The sequence below is a fragment of the Bradyrhizobium sp. CCBAU 65884 genome (assembly GCF_028128835.1).
GTDB lineage: Bacteria > Pseudomonadota > Alphaproteobacteria > Rhizobiales > Xanthobacteraceae > Bradyrhizobium > Bradyrhizobium ottawaense.
The window spans coordinates 1-22,879 of sequence record NZ_LBJU01000070.1 but is presented as its reverse complement, the minus strand read 5'-3'; the positions used below and the strand labels follow the sequence as shown (position 1 = coordinate 22,879).

The following is a 22,879-nucleotide window of genomic DNA, read 5'->3' as shown; positions in this document are numbered from 1 at the left end:
TCTGTATTCGGTCTGCTTCTGTCAATCCCTTAAGAGCGCGTGCCGCGGGTACCTTGCTTCTGTTCGTGGTCGGCAAAGCCGCCACACGATGGGATTCGGTTGAATGGTCGGTTCAAGCTCTTCGGCGTAGTCACCCGACCTGGAGGGCGGACGCCACGACAGATCATACGAACTCGACCATCCCTCACGCCCCGCGACGGGCGTCTCTTGGGATGACGATGGCGTCCTTACGCCACCGCCGTCCATCGGAATTCGGTTCCATCAACCCACATTCGGTGAAGGACGACAGCGATCTTTCTGGCCAGCGCGACCTTCGCACGCTTGCTTCCTTGCCGGTGGGCAACACGCACCGCCCAGGCCTTCATCGGAGACCATCGGGTTGATGGCCTGAGAACGACGTTGGCAGCTTCGAACAGGGCTGTGCGCGTCTCTCCATCTCCGACTTTTGTGATCCGTCCCACCCGATCAACCTCGCCAGATTGGTATCGCCGGGGCGTCAACCCGAGATAGGCGCCGACAGATTGGGAATGCTGGAATCGCCTGGGATCGTCCACAGTGGAGCGGAAGGTCAACGCAGAGACCGGGCCGATCCCTGGCATCGTCATCAAGAGCCGACAAGCCGGGTCACTGCGCACGGCCTTCAGAACCAGACGATGCAGTCGGGCGTACTCCCGCATCAGCGCTTCGCGTCCGGCAAGCAGTGGGTTCATGATCGCCTCCAGCAAGGCGTCATCGCCGACCAACTCACGAACTCGCGTCGCGAACAGAGTCCGCGAGACGATTCCGACTTTGAGACCGAGCGGACGCAGAAGTCCTCGGATGACTTGCTCTGTGGCAGCGATGGAGCGGACGATATGCTTGCGAGCCGCGGCCAGCTCCGCGCCGTTTGGCTGCCGATGCTCTTGACGTGAACAGGCTTGAACCATCCCGTTCTCACCACCTGCGCGATCCCCGGGCGTCATTCCGATCGGTCTTCACCGGCATGGCCGAAAGCGCCGCCTTAACTTGGCGGGCTTCCAAACTGACGGCCGGCAGCCCCAGTTCGATTAGATTTGCGGTCAGCCATTCTGACGTCGGTCCTGCCTCAAGGCCCACCCGTTCAACTTGACCAGCCCATGGTTCGAGGTACTGCACAATCGATGGCGCGTCCGCCAACGTCGTTCCCTCCCGGAATAAGCTTTCCGGCCTCGTCCACCGCACATACCGCAACGGAATTCAGCGAAACATCGAGGCCGACGTAGATCATGACGTTTCTCCTTCGGATAGAGTTGGTCCATGATCGTCAGTCAAAACGTGCCGCGCAGCAAATAGGTCAGGCGATCGGGACCGAATACCCCATCTCTTCCGTAAAGCGGCTACGCTTCATGCTCTGGTCCTCGTCGTGGGCCAGAACGAACTTCAAACTGGATTAAGCCCCGGGGGCAAGGTCAATTGGGACTGGATCGACGGCGAGATCGCCCCGCTTACAGCGAGAACGGCAGGCCGGAGATCGAGACCCGCTTCATGATTGGACTGTTGTTGCTCAAGGGCTGTCCGATGAGGGAGTGTGCGAACGCTGGGTCCACGACCGTAGTTCCCGTTCTTCACCGGTGAAGAGTTTTTCCAGCACGCTTTCCCGCCCGAACGCTCGACCTGAGCCATTGGCGCAAGCGGCTCGGCGACAAACTGGAGCGTTGTTGGCCGAGAGGCTTCGGGTGGCGCACGAGGCCGGCGCGTTACGCACCCAGGAACTCAAGCGGGTCACGGTCGACAACACAGTGCAGCCGAAGGCCATCAGCTTCCCGACCGACGCCAAACTGCTGCATGCAGCGGTCCGGGGCCATCGCGGATTTGTTAACAAAGTCCGATGGACTTCGTGAGCGCCTTTTGCCCGACACTGTGAGGCATGGATATCACGCACCTTTTCCCCACCGAAAAGGCTGGATAGCCACAAACCACCCTTGCGACTCTTTTACGATTCCTTGGTGATGCTAGATGGTGCATCCGAGCCATCCACTCCGCGATGCATGGAAGTCGTCTTCGCTTACACTTGACTGATCGCGATGAGAACTTTCTGCGCGCTTCATTAGGGCAACGAGCCGACCTGTGTGGCGCAAGTTGAACCGAAATCCCGCAGTGATAGTGGGGCGCGCACCACTACGTCTTGGCTGACGCGCGAAATGTTTCAGCATTCTCCGCGGCCACAGCTAAGGATCTAGATAACTCACGTGCCTGCCAAGGCGTTACTTGGAGTTGAACGCCGACGACGCCCGCAATGGCAATGGAGATTTCATCATCCATCTGCTCAACTAAGATGGCAGCCGACTTGTCGATCTCGATCTCGGCAATACGTCCAATGACAACATCCTGTTCATTCGCCATCACGAGACGCCCATTTATGATCGGTTCGGCTGGAGCTGGAGCGGCGGGACCCTATCCGTAGAATCGAATCAAAAAGCGGATAGCAAAGAACGCGCCCGCGGCTACCACTGCCGTCGTGGCTATCGCGAAAACTATTCTAGCGGCTTGGATGGCGGTCTCTTGGCGTTGATTTGAGGCTAGCGATCTTGGTGGGCAGTTTCACATGCTTCCTCCCTTACGAGCGACGGTCCCTATGAGGCATTATCCCCGAAGGCGAACTGCGGCGCACCTACCAGGATGGTGGGGTCTTATGAAGATTTACGCGGCCTTGCTGTGGCAATACCATTCGGCTCAATCCTGCTTTTTGACAAACTGAAGGACCACACCGGCAGGACTTTTGTCCTTACACGATCTGACCTGCCACTGCGTATTTCCTCCAGAAGGAGTTAGAGTCCGGCCCGAAGAAGGACGGACAGATGAAGCGAGCAAGGTTCACGGAAGAGCAGATTATCGCGGTATTGAAGGAGCATGAGGCTGGGGCGAAGACAGCCGACCTGGCTCGCAAGCACGGTGTTTCCGAGGCGACGATCTACAATTGGAAGGCCAAATTCGGCGGCATGGACGTTTCCGAAGCGAAGCGGCTGAGGGCCTTGGAAGAGGAGAACGGGAAGCTGAAGAAGCTTCTGGCCGAGCAGATGCTCGATGCGGCCGCACTTCGCGAGCTCCTTTCAAAAAAATGGTAGGGCCCGCCGCCAAGCGCGCTGCGATCGCGCATCTGCAGGCCGTCATGAGCCTGTCGGAACGGCGGGCCTGCTCGATTGTGGGGGCGGATCGGAAGATAATCCGCTATCGCTCCAGCCGCCCGCCGGACGCAGTTCTGCGTGGCCGATTGCGCGATCTCGCCAACGAGCGGCGGCGTTTCGGCTATCGCCGGTTGTTCGTCTTGCTGCGGCGGGAGGGCGAGCCATCGGGGATCAACCGGATCTACCGGCTTTACCGCGAGGAAGGGCTCACCGTCCGCAAACGGCGGGCTCGCCGCAAGGCCGTGGGGACCCGTGCCCCGATCCTGGTCGAGGCGAGGCCGAACGCGCGCTGGTCGCTGGACTTCGTCCACGACCAGTTCGCCAATGGCCGACGCTTCCGCATCCTCAACATCGTCGACGACGTCACCAAGGAATGCCTGGGCGCCATTCCGGAGACGTCGATCTCGGGGCGGCGCGTAGCCCGCGAACTGACGGCAATCGTCCAGCGACGCGGCAAGCCAGGAATGATCGTGTCCGACCATGGCACCGAATTCACCTGCAACGCCATGCTCGCTTGGTGCAAGGACGCAGCCATCGATTGGCACTTCATTGCGCCGGGAAAACCGATGCAGAACGGCTTCGTCGAGAGTTTCATGTATAGACGGCCCCGCGGGTGCAAGAGGTTTTTACAGCATTTTGGATATCGGTCGGGTGCGTTCATGTATACGGCCTGTTAGTGCGACCGATGCCATGGCCGCTGGCCCTGATGGAGATCGCGGATCGAGGCCTCATCAACGGGTCGCGCTTGTTGCGCTTAAAGCTCTTCGGGCTTGCTCGATCCCCAGCTCCGCCGGTGTCCATCATGCTGTCATTTGCCCTCACACCATAAGGTGGCCAACATACGCGGAAAGTCAGGCCGCGAGCTTTGACCGATAGAATTCTCCGGTCGTCATCATCGCCCAGACGATCCGGGCCAACTTGTTGGCAACGGCGACGGCGACGACCATGGGCCGACGCCGTTCAAGCAGGGCTTCGATCCAGCCGCCTCCAACCCGGGAGCGTGCCTTTGGGTACCGAACGACGTTACGTGCTCCGATGACAAGCAAGTGCCTGAGATAGGAATCGCCCTGTTTCGTAATCCGGCCGAGCCGATCCTTCCCGCCAGTGGAATTCTGCTTAGGCGTCAGGCCAAGCCAGGCCGCGAACTCCCGCCCGGAGCGGAACATGGTCGCGTCCGGTACGGTCGCGGCGAGAGCCGTGGCCGTTATGGGACCGATCCCGGGAATCGAGGACAGCAACTTCGCCATCGGATTTACTCGCTGGATCTGAGCTAGCTCGCGCTCGATGGCCTCGACCTGCCGGTCCAATTCCTTCAGTTGATTCATAAGAACGGCCAGTGCGATGCGGGCATGGGCCGGCAGCGTCAACCCCTCGTCATCCAACAAGTCCAGCAGACCATCCACCCGTTGCCGGCCTTGCCCGACAATAATTCCGAACTCAGCAAAGTGAGCCCGAATGGCGCAGGCTGTCATGGTTCGCTGGCGGACCAGCAAGCCTCTTGCACGATGAAGCATCAAGAACCCTTGGTTCTCGACGCTCTTGATGGGAACGAACCGCATATTTGGACGGGTGACGGCTTCGCAGATCGCGGCCGCGTCAGCGGCGTCATTCTTGGCTCCTCTTCGTACGTAGGGTTTGACATAGGCCGGCGGAATCAATCTTACATCGTGTCCAAACTGCCGAATCTCCCGCGCCCAGTGATGAGCGGTCGCGCAAGCCTCGATGCCGACCAAGCAAGGTGCGAGCGAGGAGAAGAACGACATGATCTCGCCTCGCCGGAGGCGCTGGCGACTGGTCACTTGGCCTTGGCGGTCAACTGCATGGATGTGAAACACGTGCTTCGAAATGTCCAATCCAATTGTCGCGACTTTCATAGGGAATAGCTCCTGTTAGCGGGTCCGTACATCGCCAGTATATCGCCGGCGCCGAGGGAGCGGGGCCGTCTTCCCCATCAATGGCCGGATGCGCGATGAGCTACTCAACGAGACCCTGTTCTTCGATCTCGATGACGCCCGCGCCAAGATCGCCAACTGGGTCGCCGACTACAATCTCCAGCGTCCCCACTCGTCGCTGAAATACCTGACCCCCGCGGCCTACGCCGCCCACCTCACCGCAACGGACGATCGGCTGCGCAACCCCGACCAGCTCCGCCGATCGTCCGTTGCTCCATCAGCGCCACTTGGCGTACAAAACCCGAGACTCTAACTGCCGCTGGATGAAAATGCAGTGGCAGGTCAATCGAGCCCGCCTGGTGAAGAAACATGGGATATGGGTGCCCGCCGAATCTTCGGGACAGAACCGACAGAAATGTGATACTTTTGACGGATGTTGGGGAGTTCGCGCCATGGCAAGAATTCTGATCTCCCATCGAACGGCAGATTCTTTAGAAGCCGAACATTTGGCAAGCGACCTTAGAGCCGCGGGGCACGACGTGTGGCTCGACATCTGGAAGATTGGGCTAGGTGATTCAATCGTCGAACGAATAAACACCGGCCTAGCAGACGCTGAGTACGTTGTGCTGTGCCTTTCGTCTGTGGGTGTCGATGCGCCATGGATTAGCCGAGAATGGATGTCGGCTCTCGCGAGACAGCTGGAGCATAAGGGAGTAAAGCTTTTGCCAGTTCGGCTTACGGGCGGTGATTTGCCGCCCATCCTGGCGGATATCCAATACGCTGACGCGGTCAAGGACTACGCGAGCGCACTACGAGCTATCTTAAATGCTGTGCGGAGGGCGTCTTAGGTAACAGGAACTCCGATGGCTAAAGTGATTGGCGCGACAATTGTCGTCGCTTCAGGGGCGGCAGACCGACCCACAACACAGGTCATCGCGGGGCGTCTTCAATCGCTCGGGCTAAAGACTTGGACAATTGAGAATGACGTCTTAATCGGAGAGTCAAAAATAAAGGCACTTGACGATCGGCTTCGTAGCTCAGCTGCAATGGTGCTGGTCCGTTGCTCGGGAGAAGAACCCGATGAATGGGCACAAAGACAGGAGTTTTCTTTTCGAGCTCAGTTGAAGAGAAGTAGCGACCTGAAACTGATCGTGGTGCCTCAACGAAACAGTGTTGTGGAAAAGAGCTTGTACGGCCACGCGATCGTGTTGCCGGATTGGGTCGGTGAAAATCAGATCGCCGACCTTTCAGCTGCGGCCATAAAGTTTAATCCGGACCTCTCTTCCGTACGAGCACCGCTTCCCGATAATCCAAATGCCCCACTACTGAGTGCAGGTGCGTGGTCTCTTCAATCCCCTGAGCTAGAGTTCGATAGAAACATCGACAGAATTCTATCTTTACAGGGGCGGCGGAACTACGACGAGGCCTCTGATCTTTACTGGAAGACGCTTCATTTCTCAGGGTACCGTAGTCGGTGGGACGCCCGCCTCAAGGTATCTCGTCACATCTCGGATCTTGCAGAACGCGAAGGAGACGTCCTCAACCGAGGGCTCGTATTCATTAAGGGGATTGCATATCTGCATCTGACCTGCGGTGACTACACTAGTTGCCTTGATACCCTTAAGCGGGCTGATGGCGAGCTTCGTGGTGCGAGAGACCGGCGATTGTCCGGATTTTGCTGGAGCTATCTCGGAGATATTGAAGCGCAATGGGGAAGACCGTCTCGTGCCCTTGAGTGTTATGCAGAGGCGGTCAACGCAATGGCTGGCCTAGAACAACATAACGTGGTGCTGAAAGCCCGTATGGTTAAAGTGTTATCTGGCGCGAGTGGGATACCATCCCGTCTTCGATCACTTAGTGATCTAAGACAGGAATTTAGCGAGGTCCATAATTACCGGGCAGGCATCGTTGACATGGTCATCGCTGAAACCCTCAGAAATTCAGGAGAATATTGCGAGGCCATTGCTCATTCTGCAAGAGCAGTAAACTTATTTCGTAATGTTATCAATATGCCCCGTAATACACGCCGAGCGGAAGCCCTCCATTTAGCGATTTTGGAACGGAAGCCATCTGTTTCCGGAGATGATCCATGGTGACAAGTGACGAGTTCGCTCGATGGATGGCCAGTCTTAACTATCGAACTGGCACGGTCCTTAATGTAACACAGGATGTTCAGTTAGAGCCTGCAGCATTTCTGTCAAGCATAAAGCAATTGGGCTTTGACATTATAGAAAGTAACGACGGGGCGGTGTCGATCGTTCAGGAAATGGGTGATTCTCGGGACTTCTCGCGCCAGTCCGGACGATTTCCAGTTCATACTGACGGCCTTTATCAAACTAGGGTACCAGAATTAGTTCTGCTGTTCTGCCAGGACGCCGGACACGGTACCACGCCAACGGTTGTCGCAGATAGCCGAGCCGTTTTTCGGCAACCGAGAAGACCGCGTAGAATCGAGCTGCTCAAGGAGCTAGAGTTAGTGTACATCGGTAGGGACGGCAAAGAGTTTGCTCGACCTTTAATCCAGAGCCACCCGCATGCTGGCTTCGCTGTTGTACATTTGGGATATCGAGCTTTTGCGCGCGCTAGTCCGACAGCAGCGCATTTGCGACAGAGGCTCTCTCGCCGTAGAGCTGTCAAAATACTTCGCGCGTTGCGCGCACAGATCGAAGCCGAAACGTGTCTACGGCATTATTGGAAGGCAGGTGATGCACTTCTAATCGATAATTACACATTTGTGCACGGTCGCGAAACGCAAGGCATCGATCATCAACGTAAGCTTCTGCGGGTTTGGCTTTCTATCGCGCAGAAAATAGATTCCATCAGAAACTAGTCATGCGCCGACGAACTGAGCAACGATGGTCGACCAATCCTCAGAAATCCAGAGTGTAAATTATTGGGCTAGTGCCGGGGAGGGGCTCGATCCGGAACTTGATGAGTTCTTCGCAGACATTCAACGCGAGGAAAGCGAAAAGGCGGCACGGCTCGCAAGACTCTCGACTGAAATTGGACTCCCGATCTATCCGACTAAAACGTTTCGTTTGCCTGAAGAATTTGTCAGCTTTTCTGACGCGGCGCGGAAAATAACGTCATCCGGTGATTGGCAACTTGCAGTGAGGCTCGCTGATCCGCGTGGGCGCATTGTTTACAGGCGACTAGGCGTAGCAGTGGACGCTGCAATCAGGGCAGCCAACAATTACAGCTTCGATAAACCTCTTGTTGCCGTAGTGACTCCGTATCGCGAGTCAGAACGTAGCGGAACTCTCTGGGCTAAGGAGGGGGAAGTTCTTCTTGAGCTTGTGCTAGGGCCTCACTATTGGATTTCAAAATGGGCACCTCCAACCCAGGAAGTGCTGCGTTGCCGTTTCTCACCATTCTGGATCAGTGGGCAGTATTCAACAGCGAATATTCGTCATCGCAAGCTTCTGCACGACTCGGCTGCCTCGGCGGTTCGTTTGATCTTCGGGTACAGCCTTGGTCAAGTGATGACATTGGGGCTAAGCGTTTACGCCGAATTCCATTGCCATCGCACCATAGGTTACCGATTCATCGAATGTTCCGTGTCTAAAGGGTGGACCGCTTGTCGTTCGCCCCGCGCCGTTGTTAGTCCTCTTCTTAGCCAACGGCTGTGACCCAATGTATAATATCCGTAATGAAAGGTCGCGGCGTAAAAATCGGCGTAAACACCTTCGTGTTTCGTGAAGGAAGGATTCTCCTGGGCAAACGGCTTAGTCAGGAGGGGTATAAGACGTGGTGTCTACCAGGCGGTCATTTTGAGTATGGTGAGTCTCTCGTTGACGCGGCGAAACGAGAACTCGAAGAGGAAACCGGAATTAAAGCCACTACTTTGGAGTTCATTCAAATCGTCAATCAACCACGCATAGATTGTCACTATGTGCACGTGAACTTTCTTGCGAAGGTTTGGCGCGGAACGCCAGCGGTTATGGAACCAGAAAAATGTTCTGACTGGCGATGGTTCGAACTGAACAATATTTCGGAAGAGATCTTTATTGGGCACAAGCAGTTTATTCGTGCATTTATCGACAAAACGACCTTTGTTGATAACGATTCAAATCTTCGGACCGAAGTGCTGTCCGACAAAGTCCAAAACGACTACGTTGTACAGAAGATGTTTGAGGGGGTTGAGTCGTCGCCGGCTGAAAAGAAATTGCTGGCAGCTTGATCCGGTGTTGCGCATCAACTCGGGCGTCGACCCCAGGCGCGGTCCTAGGCAGGCGATATGCCGGGCTGAACGTACCGGGCCACGCGTGCACGACTTCCGTCATCGCTTCGCCATTCGGACGCTGCTCGACTGGTATCGCGAAGGCAAGGACGTCAAGCAGCAACTCCCAGTGCTCTTCACTTACCTCAGCCACGCCTGCGTGCGCGATACTTACTGGTATCTCTCGGCCTGCCCCGAGTTGATGGAAGAAGCGGCGCGGCGTCTCGATCGGCGATGGGAGGTGACGCCATGAAGCCCGCCTGCAATGTCGCCACGTTGATCGAGCGCTTCTTCACCGAGCGCCTCATGCACCGTAACCGGCATGAGCTCCCACGTCTGCAGTGATCAGCGCGCGCGAGCGTAGCGGGTCGGCATCCAGTACTGGCGCATGGCCTCGACGACGTCCGGAATGTCGGTATGGGCGTTGCGCAGGAATTCCTCGGTCTCGCGGCCTTTCCTTGGTGGTCCAAGCAGTGGACGCCCCTGATCGTCGACGCAATGCAGCAGGATGGGCAGGAGCAAGCCGTGGTTTATGTTGCGGATGTCGAGCAGCGGGGTCCATGCCGTTAGTCTCAGTCGCATGGCGGCATGGAATCCCTGGCACCATGGCCGCGCATCAACGTCGCCATTCGGCTTGCGGGCATGGGTGGGCGCGAACCGATGTGGCGCGGTGGAAAGAACGTTACTAATGTCGTTGTGGCGCAGCGCGACGGCCGAAATCGCAGCGAACTCAGGCGTGCCGCCATGGTTGAACGCATCGGCGTCGATGGCGAGTAACGGACAGATCCAGTCGGGCGGACTTATCGACAGCGGCCCGGCCACGATCGCGGCGACATAGCCGTCGAGCATAGGAAGACTCGTGGCGATGGGATGCTGCGCGGCGCGAGCCTGCAGCCAAGGCTCAAGTTCGTCGAGCGGCATCGCGGCTGCCGCCATCGATGATGAAGATGATGATGAATGGCGGCGCCGGCTCATGCAGCCTCCCGTGCGCTGAGCTCGCGCGCCGCCTTCCAGTTCCAGGCGAGAAGTTCGTGCAACTGGTGGCTCTTGGTCTGGCCGGAGATGATGCGCTCCAGCACATCGGCCAGATAGACCTGCGGATCGAGTTCATGGAGCTTTGCCGTATTGACCAGCGATGCGAGGATTGCCCAGCTCTCAGCACCGCTCTCGCTGCCGCTGAATAATGAGTTCCGCCTTCCCATCGCAATCGGGCGCATTGAACGCTCGACAGTGTTGCTGTCGACCTCAACGCGGCCGTCGCGGAGAAACAGCGTCAGCCCATCCCAGTGATTGAGCGTATAGTTGATAGCCTCCGCCAGCTTCGACTGGGAGAACAGCTGGTCGAGCATCGAGCTCAGTCGCGCCTTCAAGACCTCCATCAGCGGTGCGGCCCTGGTGCGGCGGGCGGCAAGCCGCTGTTCGGCGCTCGAGCCGCGGATCTCGGCCTCGATGGCGTAGACCGCTTGCAGGCGCTCGATCACTTCGTGAGCGAACGGCGACTGCATCGTCTTGTACACTTCGACGAATTTGCGTCGGGCATGGGCGAGACAAAAAGCGAGCTGGATCGCGCCGCCATGACCGCGGGCAAGCGCTTTGTAGGCGGCATAGCCATCCACCTGCAGAATGCCGGAGAAGCCGGTCAATTGCCCGGCGATCTCCTCGGTGCCGCGGCCATCGGCAAACACATAGGCGACCGCCGGCGGCGATGGGCCGCCCCATGGGCGATCATGCATCGCATGCGCCCAGAACTGGCAGATACGAGTGCGATGTCGTCCGGGATCGAGCACCGGCATCGGCGTCTCGTCGCAGAACAGCCGCGGCGAAGCCTGGATCGTCCGCAGCTGAAGCTCATAAAAGCTCTTGAGCCACCATGCCGCACGCTTCACCCAGCCGGCGAGCGTTGCGCGGTCGAGATGAATGCCCTGGCCAGCCAGGATCTGCACTTGGCGGTACAGCGGCAGATACCAGGCGAACTTCGAGACCACCACGTGAGCCACGAGTGCCGTCGATGCCATTCCGCCTTCAACCAAACGCGGCAGCACCTTCGCCTGGACCACGCCGTCGGTGCAACCGCGGCAGGCGTATTTGGGACGAACCGTGCGTAGTACCCGCAGGATCGCCGGGATCACGTCCAGCACCTCGCTCACATCCTCGCCGATCCTGTGCAGAGCGCCCTGACAGCACGGGCACGCTGTCGTGTCCGGCTCGAGCACCTGCTCGCAGCGCGGCAAATGCTTGGGCAACGCACCGATGTTGCGCCTCGCCTTCTTGCGCGGCTTCCCAGCCGGCTTCGTCGCAGGTAGATCGTCGTTGGCTGACGCAGGTGGTGTGACGCCGGTCGCGAGATCGTCCAGTTCGAGCGCGAGCTGCTCGGCCACGATCGCCACCAGCCGCTCCGAGCGCTTGCCGAAGATCATCTCCTTCAGCGTCTGCATCGCCACACGCAGCTTCTCGTTCTCGGCGTCAAGCGCGAGCACCATCTCGGTCAGAGCCGCTGCGTCGGTCGGAAGAGCTTCGGGGCGAATCGCCATGATCGAACGATATATCCGCGCATCACAGGCTCCAGCAAAATCTTCGCCTCTCAGCCGACAACGGCCGGCTGCTTCACAGGCTTGGGTGAGACACGCGTCCACTCCAGCCCGTCGAGCAGCATCGCGAGCTGCGTCGCACTGAGATGCACCACGCCATCGCGGATCGGCGGCCAGGTGAAGCGCCCCTGGTGCAGCCACTTCGTCACCAGCACCATGCCGCTGCCGTCCCACGCCAGAAGCTTCACTCGGTCCATGCGCTTGCTGCGGAACACAAAGACGTCGCCGCAATACGGGTTCGCACGCAGCGCTTCGCTAACCAGCGCCGACAGCGTGTGCACCGACTTGCGAAAGTCGACCGGCTGTGCCGCCAGCACCACCTTGAGGTCAGACCGTAATGCAATCAACGGATGCCCCGAAGCGCCGATAGCACTGTCGAAAGCGTCGCCAGCTCCACTCCGGGCTCGACCCGGATGCGTGCCCCGCCCACCTCGATCTCAATCATCCCGCCAAGCTTGCCTGGGGGCGATGCCATCTGCGGCAGCACCTTATGCGCGGACGCGAACCGGTCCGGTTCGTCTGCCGTCGCCGGACCGCTCTCGGAAGCAATCCGGACCGGCACGAAGCCTGGCGCCTGAAAGCTCGCTGCCGTCGCGAACTTGCGCCGCCACACCGTCAGCAGCCCACGGACAACGCCATGGCGCCGAGCGACCTCGGAAATATTGGCCCCTTCCTCGAAGCTCTCCGCCACGATCTGGGCCTTCTCTTCCGCCGTCCAGTGCCGTCGCCGACGCTGCCCCGTGATCACCTCGATCCGACGATAGGAGCCGCCTTCCTGCCTGGCATCAAGCATGGCTTCATGCATGGCATCTGCCATAGCCCACCTCCAAAAAAACAGGTCATACCAGGCTGTATCGCAGCTCATTCGCGCGATGCCCAGGTGGGGGGCTCATGCCGATTACCATGCACCAGCGCAATGTTACAGCCAACACGATCGCCTCCTACAGGGACACGTTCCGGCTGCTGTTCATGTTCGCACAGGTGCGGCTGCGGAAGTCCCCAACGCTCGCCGATCTGGATGCAACGTTCATCGGCGCGTTCCTCACCGACCTCGAGGTAAAGCGCGGCGCCAGCGCGAAGATGCGTAACCTGCGTCTGACCGCCAACCGCATACATCTTTCGATGTCTATCAAAATATATGCGGCTACAGCTGAATGAGTGCTCTCGTGAGTCTTGTTTGGGGCGAGTTGCCCACATACCCTTTGAATTTCGCATAGAGCTTCGGCCGCCCCGCTCCGAACGGGTGATCGTCGCCCGTGATGAGCAAGGAAGGATTATTTCTTCCGTCCAGCCCACGCTTCAATAGTTCAACACCGAAAGACGTCCCCGGTGGCATGGAAAGTGATGCAGCTCATCTAATAGCGTTCTTCACCATAGTGTTTGCTGCTTGAACGGCTTGTGCTCCTCTGCCTTATCTTCTGATGTCTCGCTACGGGCCTTGGCGTTCGCGTCATCAATCGACTTCTTTAAATCCAGCAACATATTTTTGACCCAGTCCATCGACGTTTCAAGCGCCGTAAATCTTCCGTTTGAGTACCAAGCGATCGCGAGCAGTGCGCCCAGGATTCCGACGAAATACTCCCAACCAATATGAACGATTATTCCTTCCATATAGGACACAGACTAACGCAGAAGGCACTCCGCCAAAGGCCAGTGAATGTGCCAGGCGAGCAAGGCTTCGTGCCTCGCCAACCTCCATCTGATCGGCGATGCTCTATGGATGAACGATGAGCGCGCTAGCCAGAAAGGCACAATTGAACATAGACACGCCGTTCCGACCGTTTCAGATGTGCTCGATGATGGCACCATCGTTGAGTTGATATATCGGCCGGAACATCGAGCCACGCTTCTCGGGACATTCACCGCGGGACGCTGGACTTTATCGAGGCGCGTGGACGTGCCAAATGGGCATCAACTGGTGCCGTTTTCCCCGAACAATAATCTAATCAAAAACGAGGTGGTCCTGCTGCCATCAGAGCCGCGCACGTATGGAAGCGACGAAGAACTTGTCGCGGAGATTATCGCCTATATCCATCGCTATGCCGATCTCAGTCCGGCGTTTGAGCAAGTTGCCGGTCACTATGTCCTGCTGAGCTGGCTCTACGACGCGTTCAACGACTTGCCGTATCTTCGACTCCGTGGTGATTTCGGAACAGGGAAGACGCGATCGCTTCTGACAATCGGATCGATTTGCTATAAACCGTTCTTCGCGAGCGGCGCCTCGACGGTCTCGCCGATATTCCACACGCTCGACGCTTTTCGCGGAACGCTCATCTTCGACGAAGCTGATTTCCGATTCAGCGACGAGCGTTCAGAAATCGTCAAAATACTCAACAACGGCAACATGCGCGGCATGCCCGTCCTACGTACAGTCATGAACCGTCAGCGCGAATTCAATCCGCAAGCATTCCATGTCTTCGGTCCAAAGATTGTTGCAACGCGGGGACGCTACGAGGACAGGGCATTGGAGAGCCGCTTCATCACCGAAGAGACGGGTGCACGGCAGCTCCGCAGCGACATTCCCCTCAATCTCCCGCCTTCGTTCAAGGACGAGGCCCGCGAACTCCGGAACAAGCTCCTTTTGTACCGCTTCCACAAGAGACACGAGATCAAGCTCGACCCGACCCTTGCTGACCCGAAGCTAGAGCCTCGCCTCAACCAAATCATGTTGCCTTTGCTCAGCATCGTCGACGATCAGCGGCTCCGGGTTGCGTTAAGGAATGCAGCGAAGCGAGCCCAGGACTCAATCATCGCCGAGCGCGGGCTTCTGATGGAGGCTCAACTCTTAGAAATTCTTATTGAACTGATGCTCTCGTCCAGCAGGCGGGTCGTTCCCATCGCCGAAGTCACCATGGGCATCATTGATCGCTACGGGCCCGAGTACGACCGGCCGCTAAGCAACCGGTGGGTCGGCAGTGTGTTGCGTACAAAACTGAACCTTGTCACGTACAAATCTCACGGTGTGTACGTCGTGCCCATGGAGGAAAAGGAAAAAGTGGAGATGTTGTGTCGGCGATATGGAGTGAATGTTATGACCGACGCGCCCCCGACGAGAAGCACAGGGGATGTGGGGACTTCGGGGGGCTCCTAGAAACGCTTGGGAGCTCTGGAGTGTACAAAGACGTAGGGAGGGTAAACCGCCGGTGATCGGCTTGACGCGCCGCTTTCTTGACTCCCCACGTCCCCAACTCCACGAGATATTCATGCCCAATCGTGCATCATCAACAGTAGCCTCGATGAGCGTACAATGGAGTCCGCACTTTGCTGCTTAAGTGCCGACTCGGCACTTTTTCGTGTCTCGAACGAGGCCGTGTTCCAGCTGATCATAGCATGCATGCCCGTCTGCTGGGGCATCATCTATGCATCACCGTCACACATCATACCTTCGTCCGCATCGCCGACGCTGGGGACTTACCCAGCAGGAACTTGCATTTTTGATCGGCATCAAAAGCCGAACCGCCATCTCCCGAATTGAAGGGTCGAAGCGACGGCCAAGCCTCAACGCGGTGTTCATATGCATGCTGGTCTTCGATATGACTGCGCTGGAGCTCTTTCCTGGGCTCATGTCTGAGTTGCACGCGGCCGTGCTTGCGCGGGTCAGCGAACTTTACGAGGAGCTTCAAGGAGATCCATCCAGAGCAGCGCGCCTGAAGCTCGACTTTCTCGAACAGCTATTGGAGCGTGTAGAAGCGAACCGCCTTGGCCCAACCGTATGAGAGCGCTCCGACGGCATGCCCTCGTCCTCTCTACCTATATAAACTCGCGTGGCGTTTCCTTCGTGTTGTTTGAAGGACATCTATCGCCATACGATTGGGGAATACGCGAGATACGTGGTCCTCGAAAACTCAAAGGATGCTTCCTACGTATCACGCAACTTCTCGATCAATACGCTCCCGAGGCACTCGTCATCCAAGATACCTCCAAACAGGGCACAGAACGGGCGCGGTGGATCCGCGACGTCAACGCGTCGATTGCTGCGCTCGCGAATAAGCGCGAAACTCCAGTGTTTGCATATTCGCGCGATCAAGTCCGAGACGCGTTCAAATGCTACCAGTGCCCGAACAAGCAAAGCCTCGCTGAGCTGATTGCGAAGCACATTCCAGCGTTCGAGCAATACGTCCCGCCGCCTCGCAAGCCGTGGATGAGTGAGGATCGCCGAATGGGCCTGTTCGATGCGGCAGCGCTGGGGCTGGTATTCTTTCAGTCGAACGACAACCGGGGCGGGCAATTCAGTATGGGTTGCTCTCGCCCTACACGCGATTTCCGCTTGCGTACTTAATAGAAAAGCGTCAGATTGGAACAGGCGCAATTGAGCGCCGACAGCTGCCCACAAAACGGCGACGCAGACCGAGCTTTCCGTTTCTTTTAACTGGCAGCGTTGATGCCATCGGCAGGCTCCGCAGAGCGGATTTGCGTCTCTGTGGCTGAAATCATGATTGAGTTCGCTGGGGTAACCGTTCCTAACAGCAGCCGCGCTAGTGCTTGTTTGGCGCAATACTCAGCGTCGCGACAATGATTGTTATGTTGAGGATAAAAGCGACTCGTTTGCTGACCAGCAGCGAGAACGATCATGTTCGTCGATTGCTAGACTTACAATCTTAGGTTACACGATAGTTGGGCCGCAAGTAAATTTGTAGCGCGACGTATTTATCTTCCCGCTCCGCAAACTGACAATTTTCCGGAGAATTGGCGATGAATGATATTTTAATGCGTCAGGCACAGCTTCGAGAAGCGATTAGCGAAGAACTCGAGGCGCGGATAGCAGAACATCAACTTAGCGTATCACGGATCAACGAGGGCATCGTGCGCCGCAAAGCGCATGGTCTTGCGCCGCGACTACCTCAGTTGGACTTCCTGGCTATCGGGGACTCTTGGTTCGAATATCCGCTAAACGATTATGGTGTACCTTGGTCAAATCAAGCAATTGTAGCTAAGTCACAACTGCAATCGATCGGGAATCCTCCTCCGCAAATACTTTCGTTTGCAACGCATGGCCAGGCAATGACGGCCATCATGTCTTGGCAAAATCAAGATCGCATTGTAAGGGCGCTAAAGGACCCAAAGCAGTGGCTAAACGGTAAGACGGCGGACGCGATTCTTGTTTCGGGCGGGGGAGACGATATTGCCGGTGACCAATTTGCAATTTACTTGGATTACCAAGGGAAGGGACTAGACAAGGCTCGATTTCAAGGCGTTCTGGCCTCGGTTCAAGCGTCATACATGGACCTCTTTGCGTTGCGCGATGAAGTTGCACCCGGCGTTCCGATTTTCGCGCACTGTTACGACTATGCTATCCCAAACGGTGTACACCCAGGTGTCCTCGGCGGACCATGGCTTCAACCTCCGCTTCAGTTTTCGGGATATGACTACAGCGAAGGCCTCGTAATTGTAAAAAACGCGATAGATGAATTCTACCAGTTGCTTGATAAGCTCTCGAAGGTTCCAAAGAACAATTTTATCGTCGTCAAAACGATAGGTACGCTTACTCGTGATAACACTCACCCTTTGGGCTGGGCGAATGAGTTGCATCCATACACGCTTGGATTTGCGGCTCTAGCCAAGAGATTTCTTTCTACATTGCAATCGTATCCCAAATTTAAGGGTCGAATTTAGAAACCCGTTTCCGGGAACCGTTCCACGTCGTGAAGCACCTTTCGTCACTTCTGAACGGTCGACGAAAAGACATGGAGCATGCAGCGTCGTTTGCCCGAGCAAGCAACGCTTCGCCTAGCTGATCGCGAAGCAGATCCCGGCCTTCGAGCAATACGGCCCGCCGCCTCGGAGACCGTGGATGAGCGAAGATCGCCGAATGGGACTATTCGATGCGGCGGCGCTGGGACTCTTGTTTTTCCAGTCACTCGACAACTAGGCGGGGTAATTTGGTGTGGAAGGAAAGCGATTCCCGTTAAGCGCGCAATTATTTCTTGCTTGTCGAGAAAAAGAGCGTCATAATTTTGCGCCTGACAGCTGCCCATAAAATGGCGACGTACCGAAGTCTCCGTTTCAATTAGCTGGCAGCGTCTATGCCATCGGCAGGCACCGCAGAGCGGCGTCTGACTTGCATCCCTGCGGTTGAATTCAACGTTGGAAATTAGTTTGCGTGGCCGTCCACAGCGGCCGCGACGCTTGCGCGCCTATCTCTGAGCACTTGCGCTTTGACGGATGAGTACGCCGCATGTCCGCCCTTGCGCGCGCAATAGAAGCGCGTGCACGCCTATGTCGCAGCACTTCTGCAGCGAGCCTAGGGAGGTCAGTAAATGCCAATTATTCAGTCTTCCTTCGCATACAACTCTAATCCAAATCATGATGACATCGGTATCGATGGGCAAAGCTTGTCTCCATCAATCAGCAGCGATGGCAACTATGTTGTTTATTGGAGCACTGCGTCAAATCTGGTTGTTGGCGACACGAACAGCGCCCTTGACGTCTTTCTTTACAATCGAATTACGAACCATATCGATATAATTTCCGTTACAGACACCGGCGAACCGGCAAACGGCTCTAGCTCCACATATGTAGGTCGGCAAATCAGCGCAGATGGTAGGTATTCTGTATTCGTCAGCAATGCAACAAATCTAGTTACCGACCCGCACGCAGATGGCTCACACAATAACATATACGTCTACGATCGCGACGCACCTCTTAACCACATAAGCCGCATCCCAATTGAGAGAATCATCGATTTCACCAACACTGCTCATCAGATCGTGCATACGATGATGAGCCCAGATGGAAACTCCGTCTTCCTTTCCGACGATCTGGGTAACCTATTTAGCTACGACTTAGCGCATGACAGCTTCGAACAAATACCAATCGGAGCTGGTATTGGCGAATTCAGTCTAAGCGAAAACGGAAGGTATATCGCTTATGATTTTTTGTCCGGTTATGGTCGAGGTATTTATGTCTACGATCTTGTTGATCATACAACTGAGACCGTTATTTCAGGTGAGCAGATTAGCACATTGCTCAGTTATGCCGGAACAGCCATTCACCCGGCGATTAGTGCTGACGGTCGCTACATAGCCTTTGAATTAACTGGACCATTTGCGAGCATCGGGAACAATTCTCCGGAAGTGTATCTCTGGGATCGTGACAGCAATTTTCCTCCAGTACTTGTTTCGCACAGGCCTGATGGCGGCCTCCAAAATGCCGATGAGGCCCATACAAATCTCTCACCAACTGTTACTGCTGATGGACACTACGTGCTGTTCGGGTCAGACGCCAACGATCTCGGCGGCCAGTTTACAAATTCGGCAAATCTCTACAGCTATAATGTCCTGGATGGCACCGTCACTTTTCTCTACGGACCCACTCCTACGCATCACGATTATCAGATCTCGGCGAGTTATGACGGAAGATATGTTTCGTTCACGACCTCGGATGGCGTCTATGGGTACATCACCGGTCGCGACGTGTTTATGCTGGACCAAGGACCTGCCGCTATCAAAACGGCCGATCAGATTTTCGCGGACGCTGGCGGGAAGACTCTGTTTCTTGCCGAGTTGGCTAACGCTTCATACCACCTCGGTGCTTTAGAACTGCCAGAAACAGGCTACAATAATTCTCCGAGCAAGTTAGCTGACGACAACTACAGTACACTCGGTGTTTCGCTCACATGGCTCAATGCAAATATTTCGGAACTCTCCGGACTCGCGCCTTCCCCCACAGGAGACCATCACACAGGGCTATCCGTTGACGGAATCTATACGAATGGAAACGCGGCCGCCCTTGTAGGCCGATCGACCGATGCACTGTTCATTGCATTTCGCGGCACCAACGATTTTACGGGATTGTTGGATGCGGCCGCTGCGGAACTCGGGCTAGGCACTCCCGATGTCGACGATATGTTTTCTTCGTCGCCGTTCGACGAAGGGATGGATAATTACTACGCTCTGCTCCAGCCGTTGTTAACCGCTCTTGACTCCTACATCGCCAAATCCGGCATTTCACACATCTTTGTCACAGGTCACAGTCTCGGCGCTGCAATGGTTCAGCGCTATATGCAGGGGCATCCAAATGATACGAGATTTGAGGCCATAACTTTTGCAAGTATGGGCTATGAATTCCATTCTGATTTTTCTGACCCCCGTATCACAAACATGCGTATCACTGGAGACGTAATCGAAACGTTTCCCGTTGCCTTCTTCCCGCAGACATACGGCAATGGCGGCGATACGTACGTCATTCGGCATCCCGATATCGTTAATGAAAATCCCGCCATTGCGCCTGTAAACTCGACAGACCTTCACAGCATGGACCTCTACGAGGAGGTGGCTCACCTACTATCTAGTCAAGGCGATCTGCTTCCATTGGAACGAGGCGCGATCGCTACTACGGGAACCGCATTAGTAAATCTAAGTCGCGACATTTTTGGTTGGCATGCCGCATTTCCAACGGGTGTTCTGCAGGGTACCGCCAACAATGATTTGCTGATAGCCGGTCCTCGACCGCCCGACGCGCCGTTCGGCTTCCTTGGTGACCACCTCTTTGGCCTCGGCGGCGACGATTGGCTGAAGGGCAACGATGGTGATGATATTTTCGACGGCGGGACAGGGATTAATACCGCCCTCTACAACGGCAGTCCGTCGGATTATCGCTGGTCTCAAAACGCGGATGGTTCGTGGACGATTGCTGACATGCGACCTACGAGCCCTGACGGAACAGACACCCTCACGCACGTCCAGTTCCTCCAATTTGCGACAGGCGAAAAAGAATCGTTAAGACCTGCTCCGCCATCGATCACGTCCTTCTCGCCGGACAGTGGTGTGGTTGGCGATGGTCTGACAAATTCAACGACCGTAATGGTTTCCGGTACAGCTGACCCATTCAGCGCTGTTGAAATCTATGAAGGTTCACAACTGTTGATCTTCGGCTGCCTCGCCGATGCCGGTGGAAACTGGACAACGACGATACCAATCGTCTTGTCTGGTGGCGCGCATGCTCTCACAGCCAACCAGATAGACGTTGCCGGACACGCTAGTGCGTTCTCTGCGGCATTCACGATCACTGTGGACCCGGTTGCACCCGTACCCGTGATCACTCGCGAGGTCCTGAGTGGTGGCGGCCACGCAGTATTGAGCGGCACCTCGGACACCAACAGCATCATATCGGTGTTCGACAATGGAGCGCTACTAGGGTCAGCAAAGACTGGCAACGATGGTGCGTGGACCTTTACCACAGGCAGGGAGTCAAATAACGTTCATACGTTCACAACGACAGCGGTCGATTTGGCTGGCAACGTTGGAGCTAGCTCAAACGACGCCATTTTGGGTACCACACGTGCAGACGTGCTGACGGGCACCTCGGGAAACGACGTAATCATTGGCCGCGGCGGAGGGGACACGATCATTGGCGGACCGGGAAGCGACACTCTAATGGGCAGTGGCGGCGGCGATCATTTTAGATACAACGCGCCAGCTGACGGCATGGACTACATTCGTGGCTTTGGTTCGGCCGATGTTTTTGAGTTCTCCCATCTCGCGTTCGGCGACGGCCTTGCCAGGCGAGCGGCAAACACCGGTACGCTTGATCCATCGCACTTCGTTGCAAATGCGACCGGACCCAAGAATGCTGCGCAGGAGTTCTGGTACAACACTACTTCTGATGTTTTGTATTATGATCCCGACGGATCGGGTGCGCACTCACCCACCGCCATCGCAGTTCTGCAAAACGGATTCTCTCTTCACTACACTGACATTCTGCTCATCTAGAGACTTGGTGAATGGTTAATGGCATCAGACCTCAGCAGCCGCGGACTCAATGTGCACTTAAGTTGCGATTGTCTAAAATATCTGGCTAAGTGCGGTCCACCCTACCATCGTAGCCGCGGCGCAAAACGCAAGCATCATAATCAACACCGATTTGATCGAGTCGTCTCTAACCTTCAGATATTTGCCTGTTAAGGCAGCCACGAGAATTGCACCAATTCCAATAAGCGGAACAACCAAGGCCGTGATCACGATCAAGGAAAAGCCGTTCATAAAGTTGTACTAAGCGACACAGTAAGATCGTGGTCCATTGAGAGACATTTTATACCTTTAGATGGCGTGCGCAATCGGCTAACTAACGCGCAACTTGTTACGCAACCGAAGAAGAAAAGTGTCGCGCCGGGACGTTGCGGCACATACAGCTCTCGCGATTTTCCGTACGTCGAAACTGTTGTATCTGGATATCACCCACAGAGTACGGCCACGCAGTAGCTCGATCAGTTCGTAGAGGTTGGGCGTATTTTAAATGGGTTCGCGCTTCAGGATCGCACGGAGCTGATCGTTTAGCTTGATGATTTGACTGCGCTTGACAAGCCTAAAGAATGAGGTCCGCATTTCCGCGGGCCTCCTTGATGCTTGGGTTCTCAATCAGCGGCGGCATGCTTTTCTTGTGCGGCGATTTCAGACTTCGTGCGACGCCTTCGCTTCGGGGGTAGAGAACGCCTCTAACTCTTGGGTGGCTTGCTCTCCAAGTGCTGTCAGTTCGAGGCCGATCTTTTCTTGTTGGTCGAACAGTTCCTTGATGCACTCAAGTCTTTCCATTCACGATTTCTGGTGCGCCATTGGTGCCACGTCGTGCAAGTCCCCGCGCGTCGATATTGTAGCAAGAACGGCGCCCTTGATTCTCAGTGGACGGGCGAGCAACGGCCAATCCAACGCCGCTCACTGATGCTGGCGGTGATGCAGATGGTTTGCGGATCGGGTACTGTCCAGAATCTTTCGCACTTTTGATCAGGCGACGGCTCCGGTTTCAGAGAGTTGTGGCTGATAGAGCGGTCGCATGTTCATGTAGCATTTGGTCGACCACGCCGTTCCGGCAATGTGCCGCAGCCGGGCCGCCGCTAAGTTGAGACAGGATTGACCGTCGGGGAAGGCGCCGACGACACGGGTTCGTCGCCGGATCTCCTTCATGATGCGCTCGAGCGGATTGTTCGTTCGAATCTTCCGCCAATGGATGTCCGGAAAGGCATAGTAGGCGAGCGTCTCGTGAACCGCCTGCTCGACGAGATCAGCAGCTTTGGCCATACGGCTGGCCCGCAGATCCGCGATG

General features: G+C 56.2%; 21 protein-coding genes and 4 pseudogenes. 15 read left to right on the top strand and 10 right to left on the bottom strand.

Annotation, left to right across the window (positions count from 1 at the left end; genetic code table 11):
• Positions 1-227: 227 nt before the first annotated feature.
• Positions 228-1,246: pseudogene (locus XI03_RS03030) on the bottom strand (IS110 family transposase).
• A gap of 174 nt (positions 1,247-1,420) precedes the next feature.
• Here XI03_RS03030 and XI03_RS03025 point away from each other — a divergent pair.
• A pseudogene (locus XI03_RS03025) lies at positions 1,421-1,820 on the top strand (transposase); the annotation flags it as partial.
• A gap of 316 nt (positions 1,821-2,136) precedes the next feature.
• Here XI03_RS03025 and XI03_RS03020 read toward each other — a convergent pair.
• Positions 2,137-2,361 carry a hypothetical protein gene (locus tag XI03_RS03020; RefSeq protein WP_271591284.1) on the bottom strand — a complete coding sequence of 75 codons (225 nt, stop codon included), beginning with the start codon at positions 2,359-2,361 and terminating at the stop codon, positions 2,137-2,139.
• A gap of 455 nt (positions 2,362-2,816) precedes the next feature.
• On the opposite strand from XI03_RS03020, the pseudogene XI03_RS03015 reads away from it, so the two are divergent.
• A pseudogene (locus tag XI03_RS03015) lies at positions 2,817-3,736 on the top strand (IS3 family transposase); the annotation flags it as partial.
• 258 nt (positions 3,737-3,994) lie between these two features.
• Here XI03_RS03015 and XI03_RS03010 read toward each other — a convergent pair.
• The gene (locus XI03_RS03010; protein ID WP_271591283.1) at positions 3,995-5,017 is read right to left on the bottom strand and encodes an IS110 family transposase; all 1,023 of its coding nucleotides are present in this window, start codon (positions 5,015-5,017) and stop codon (positions 3,995-3,997) included.
• A 67-nt stretch (positions 5,018-5,084) separates the two neighbouring features.
• Between XI03_RS03010 and XI03_RS03005 the strand changes: the two are divergent.
• The 7 genes and pseudogenes from XI03_RS03005 to XI03_RS02985 form a co-directional block, all read left to right on the top strand.
• Positions 5,085-5,362 (top strand): annotated as a pseudogene (locus XI03_RS03005) (integrase core domain-containing protein); the annotation flags it as partial.
• Positions 5,359-5,883 (top strand): toll/interleukin-1 receptor domain-containing protein, encoded by a 525-nt coding sequence (locus tag XI03_RS40450; protein WP_442869688.1) that lies wholly within the window; start codon positions 5,359-5,361, stop codon positions 5,881-5,883. The pseudogene XI03_RS03005 and the gene XI03_RS40450, both read left to right, overlap by 4 nt.
• A 15-nt stretch (positions 5,884-5,898) precedes the next feature.
• A complete protein-coding gene (locus tag XI03_RS03000; protein ID WP_271591282.1) occupies positions 5,899-7,131 on the top strand; it encodes a hypothetical protein in 1,233 nt (410 codons plus the stop codon).
• The gene (locus XI03_RS40445; RefSeq protein ID WP_442869687.1) at positions 7,125-7,865 is read left to right on the top strand and encodes a TauD/TfdA family dioxygenase; all 741 of its coding nucleotides are present in this window, start codon (positions 7,125-7,127) and stop codon (positions 7,863-7,865) included. The genes XI03_RS03000 and XI03_RS40445 overlap by 7 nt, the downstream gene beginning before the upstream one ends.
• Positions 7,866-7,890: 25 nt before the next feature.
• Complete coding sequence (locus XI03_RS02995) at positions 7,891-8,664, top strand: hypothetical protein (RefSeq protein WP_271591281.1); 774 nt, start codon at positions 7,891-7,893, stop codon at positions 8,662-8,664.
• Between the two features lie 20 nt (positions 8,665-8,684).
• Complete coding sequence (locus XI03_RS02990; RefSeq protein ID WP_271591280.1) at positions 8,685-9,215, top strand: nucleotide triphosphate diphosphatase NUDT15; 531 nt, start codon at positions 8,685-8,687, stop codon at positions 9,213-9,215.
• Positions 9,216-9,300: 85 nt separating this feature from the next.
• Positions 9,301-9,507, top strand: coding sequence for a hypothetical protein (locus XI03_RS02985; RefSeq protein ID WP_271591279.1), 207 nt, complete (start codon positions 9,301-9,303; stop codon positions 9,505-9,507).
• A gap of 92 nt (positions 9,508-9,599) precedes the next feature.
• On the opposite strand, the gene XI03_RS02980 is transcribed toward XI03_RS02985, so the two are convergent.
• The 4 genes from XI03_RS02980 to tnpA are packed head-to-tail and all read right to left on the bottom strand — an operon-like array spanning position 9,600 to position 12,659.
• Complete coding sequence (locus tag XI03_RS02980) at positions 9,600-10,229, bottom strand: UPF0149 family protein (RefSeq protein ID WP_271591278.1); 630 nt, start codon at positions 10,227-10,229, stop codon at positions 9,600-9,602.
• On the bottom strand, positions 10,226-11,785 hold the full coding sequence (gene tnpC, locus XI03_RS02975) for an IS66 family transposase (protein WP_271591277.1): 1,560 nt from the start codon (positions 11,783-11,785) through the stop codon (positions 10,226-10,228). The genes XI03_RS02980 and tnpC overlap by 4 nt, the downstream gene beginning before the upstream one ends.
• A 50-nt stretch (positions 11,786-11,835) precedes the next feature.
• The gene (gene tnpB, locus XI03_RS02970) at positions 11,836-12,189 is read right to left on the bottom strand and encodes an IS66 family insertion sequence element accessory protein TnpB (RefSeq protein ID WP_027577378.1); all 354 of its coding nucleotides are present in this window, start codon (positions 12,187-12,189) and stop codon (positions 11,836-11,838) included.
• A complete protein-coding gene (gene tnpA, locus XI03_RS02965) occupies positions 12,186-12,659 on the bottom strand; it encodes an IS66-like element accessory protein TnpA (RefSeq protein ID WP_026192332.1) in 474 nt (157 codons plus the stop codon). Before tnpA ends, tnpB begins: the two co-directional genes overlap by 4 nt.
• 74 nt (positions 12,660-12,733) lie before the next feature.
• On the opposite strand from tnpA, the gene XI03_RS02960 reads away from it, so the two are divergent.
• A complete protein-coding gene (locus XI03_RS02960) occupies positions 12,734-13,000 on the top strand; it encodes a hypothetical protein (RefSeq protein WP_271591276.1) in 267 nt (88 codons plus the stop codon).
• A 210-nt stretch (positions 13,001-13,210) separates the two neighbouring features.
• Here XI03_RS02960 and XI03_RS02955 read toward each other — a convergent pair whose 3' ends face one another.
• A complete protein-coding gene (locus XI03_RS02955) occupies positions 13,211-13,453 on the bottom strand; it encodes a hypothetical protein (protein WP_271591275.1) in 243 nt (80 codons plus the stop codon).
• 46 nt (positions 13,454-13,499) lie between these two features.
• Here XI03_RS02955 and XI03_RS02950 point away from each other — a divergent pair, with 46 nt between their 5' ends.
• The 5 genes from XI03_RS02950 (at position 13,500) to XI03_RS02930 (ending at position 21,552) form a co-directional block, all read left to right on the top strand.
• A complete protein-coding gene (locus XI03_RS02950) occupies positions 13,500-14,933 on the top strand; it encodes a hypothetical protein (protein ID WP_271591274.1) in 1,434 nt (477 codons plus the stop codon).
• Positions 14,934-15,201: 268 nt separating this feature from the next.
• The gene (locus XI03_RS02945) at positions 15,202-15,558 is read left to right on the top strand and encodes a helix-turn-helix transcriptional regulator (RefSeq protein ID WP_271591273.1); all 357 of its coding nucleotides are present in this window, start codon (positions 15,202-15,204) and stop codon (positions 15,556-15,558) included.
• A 62-nt stretch (positions 15,559-15,620) separates the two neighbouring features.
• Positions 15,621-16,121 (top strand): hypothetical protein, encoded by a 501-nt coding sequence (locus XI03_RS02940; protein ID WP_271591272.1) that lies wholly within the window; start codon positions 15,621-15,623, stop codon positions 16,119-16,121.
• Positions 16,122-16,534: 413 nt separating this feature from the next.
• Positions 16,535-17,455, top strand: coding sequence for an SGNH/GDSL hydrolase family protein (locus XI03_RS02935; protein ID WP_271591271.1), 921 nt, complete (start codon positions 16,535-16,537; stop codon positions 17,453-17,455).
• 644 nt (positions 17,456-18,099) lie between these two features.
• The gene (locus XI03_RS02930; protein ID WP_271591270.1) at positions 18,100-21,552 is read left to right on the top strand and encodes an Ig-like domain-containing protein; all 3,453 of its coding nucleotides are present in this window, start codon (positions 18,100-18,102) and stop codon (positions 21,550-21,552) included.
• A gap of 678 nt (positions 21,553-22,230) precedes the next feature.
• Here XI03_RS02930 and XI03_RS02925 read toward each other — a convergent pair.
• Complete coding sequence (locus XI03_RS02925; RefSeq protein ID WP_271591269.1) at positions 22,231-22,371, bottom strand: hypothetical protein; 141 nt, start codon at positions 22,369-22,371, stop codon at positions 22,231-22,233.
• Between the two features lie 189 nt (positions 22,372-22,560).
• Positions 22,561-22,879: transposase (locus XI03_RS02920; RefSeq protein WP_271591268.1), on the bottom strand; the 319-nt coding region annotated here is incomplete at its 5' end.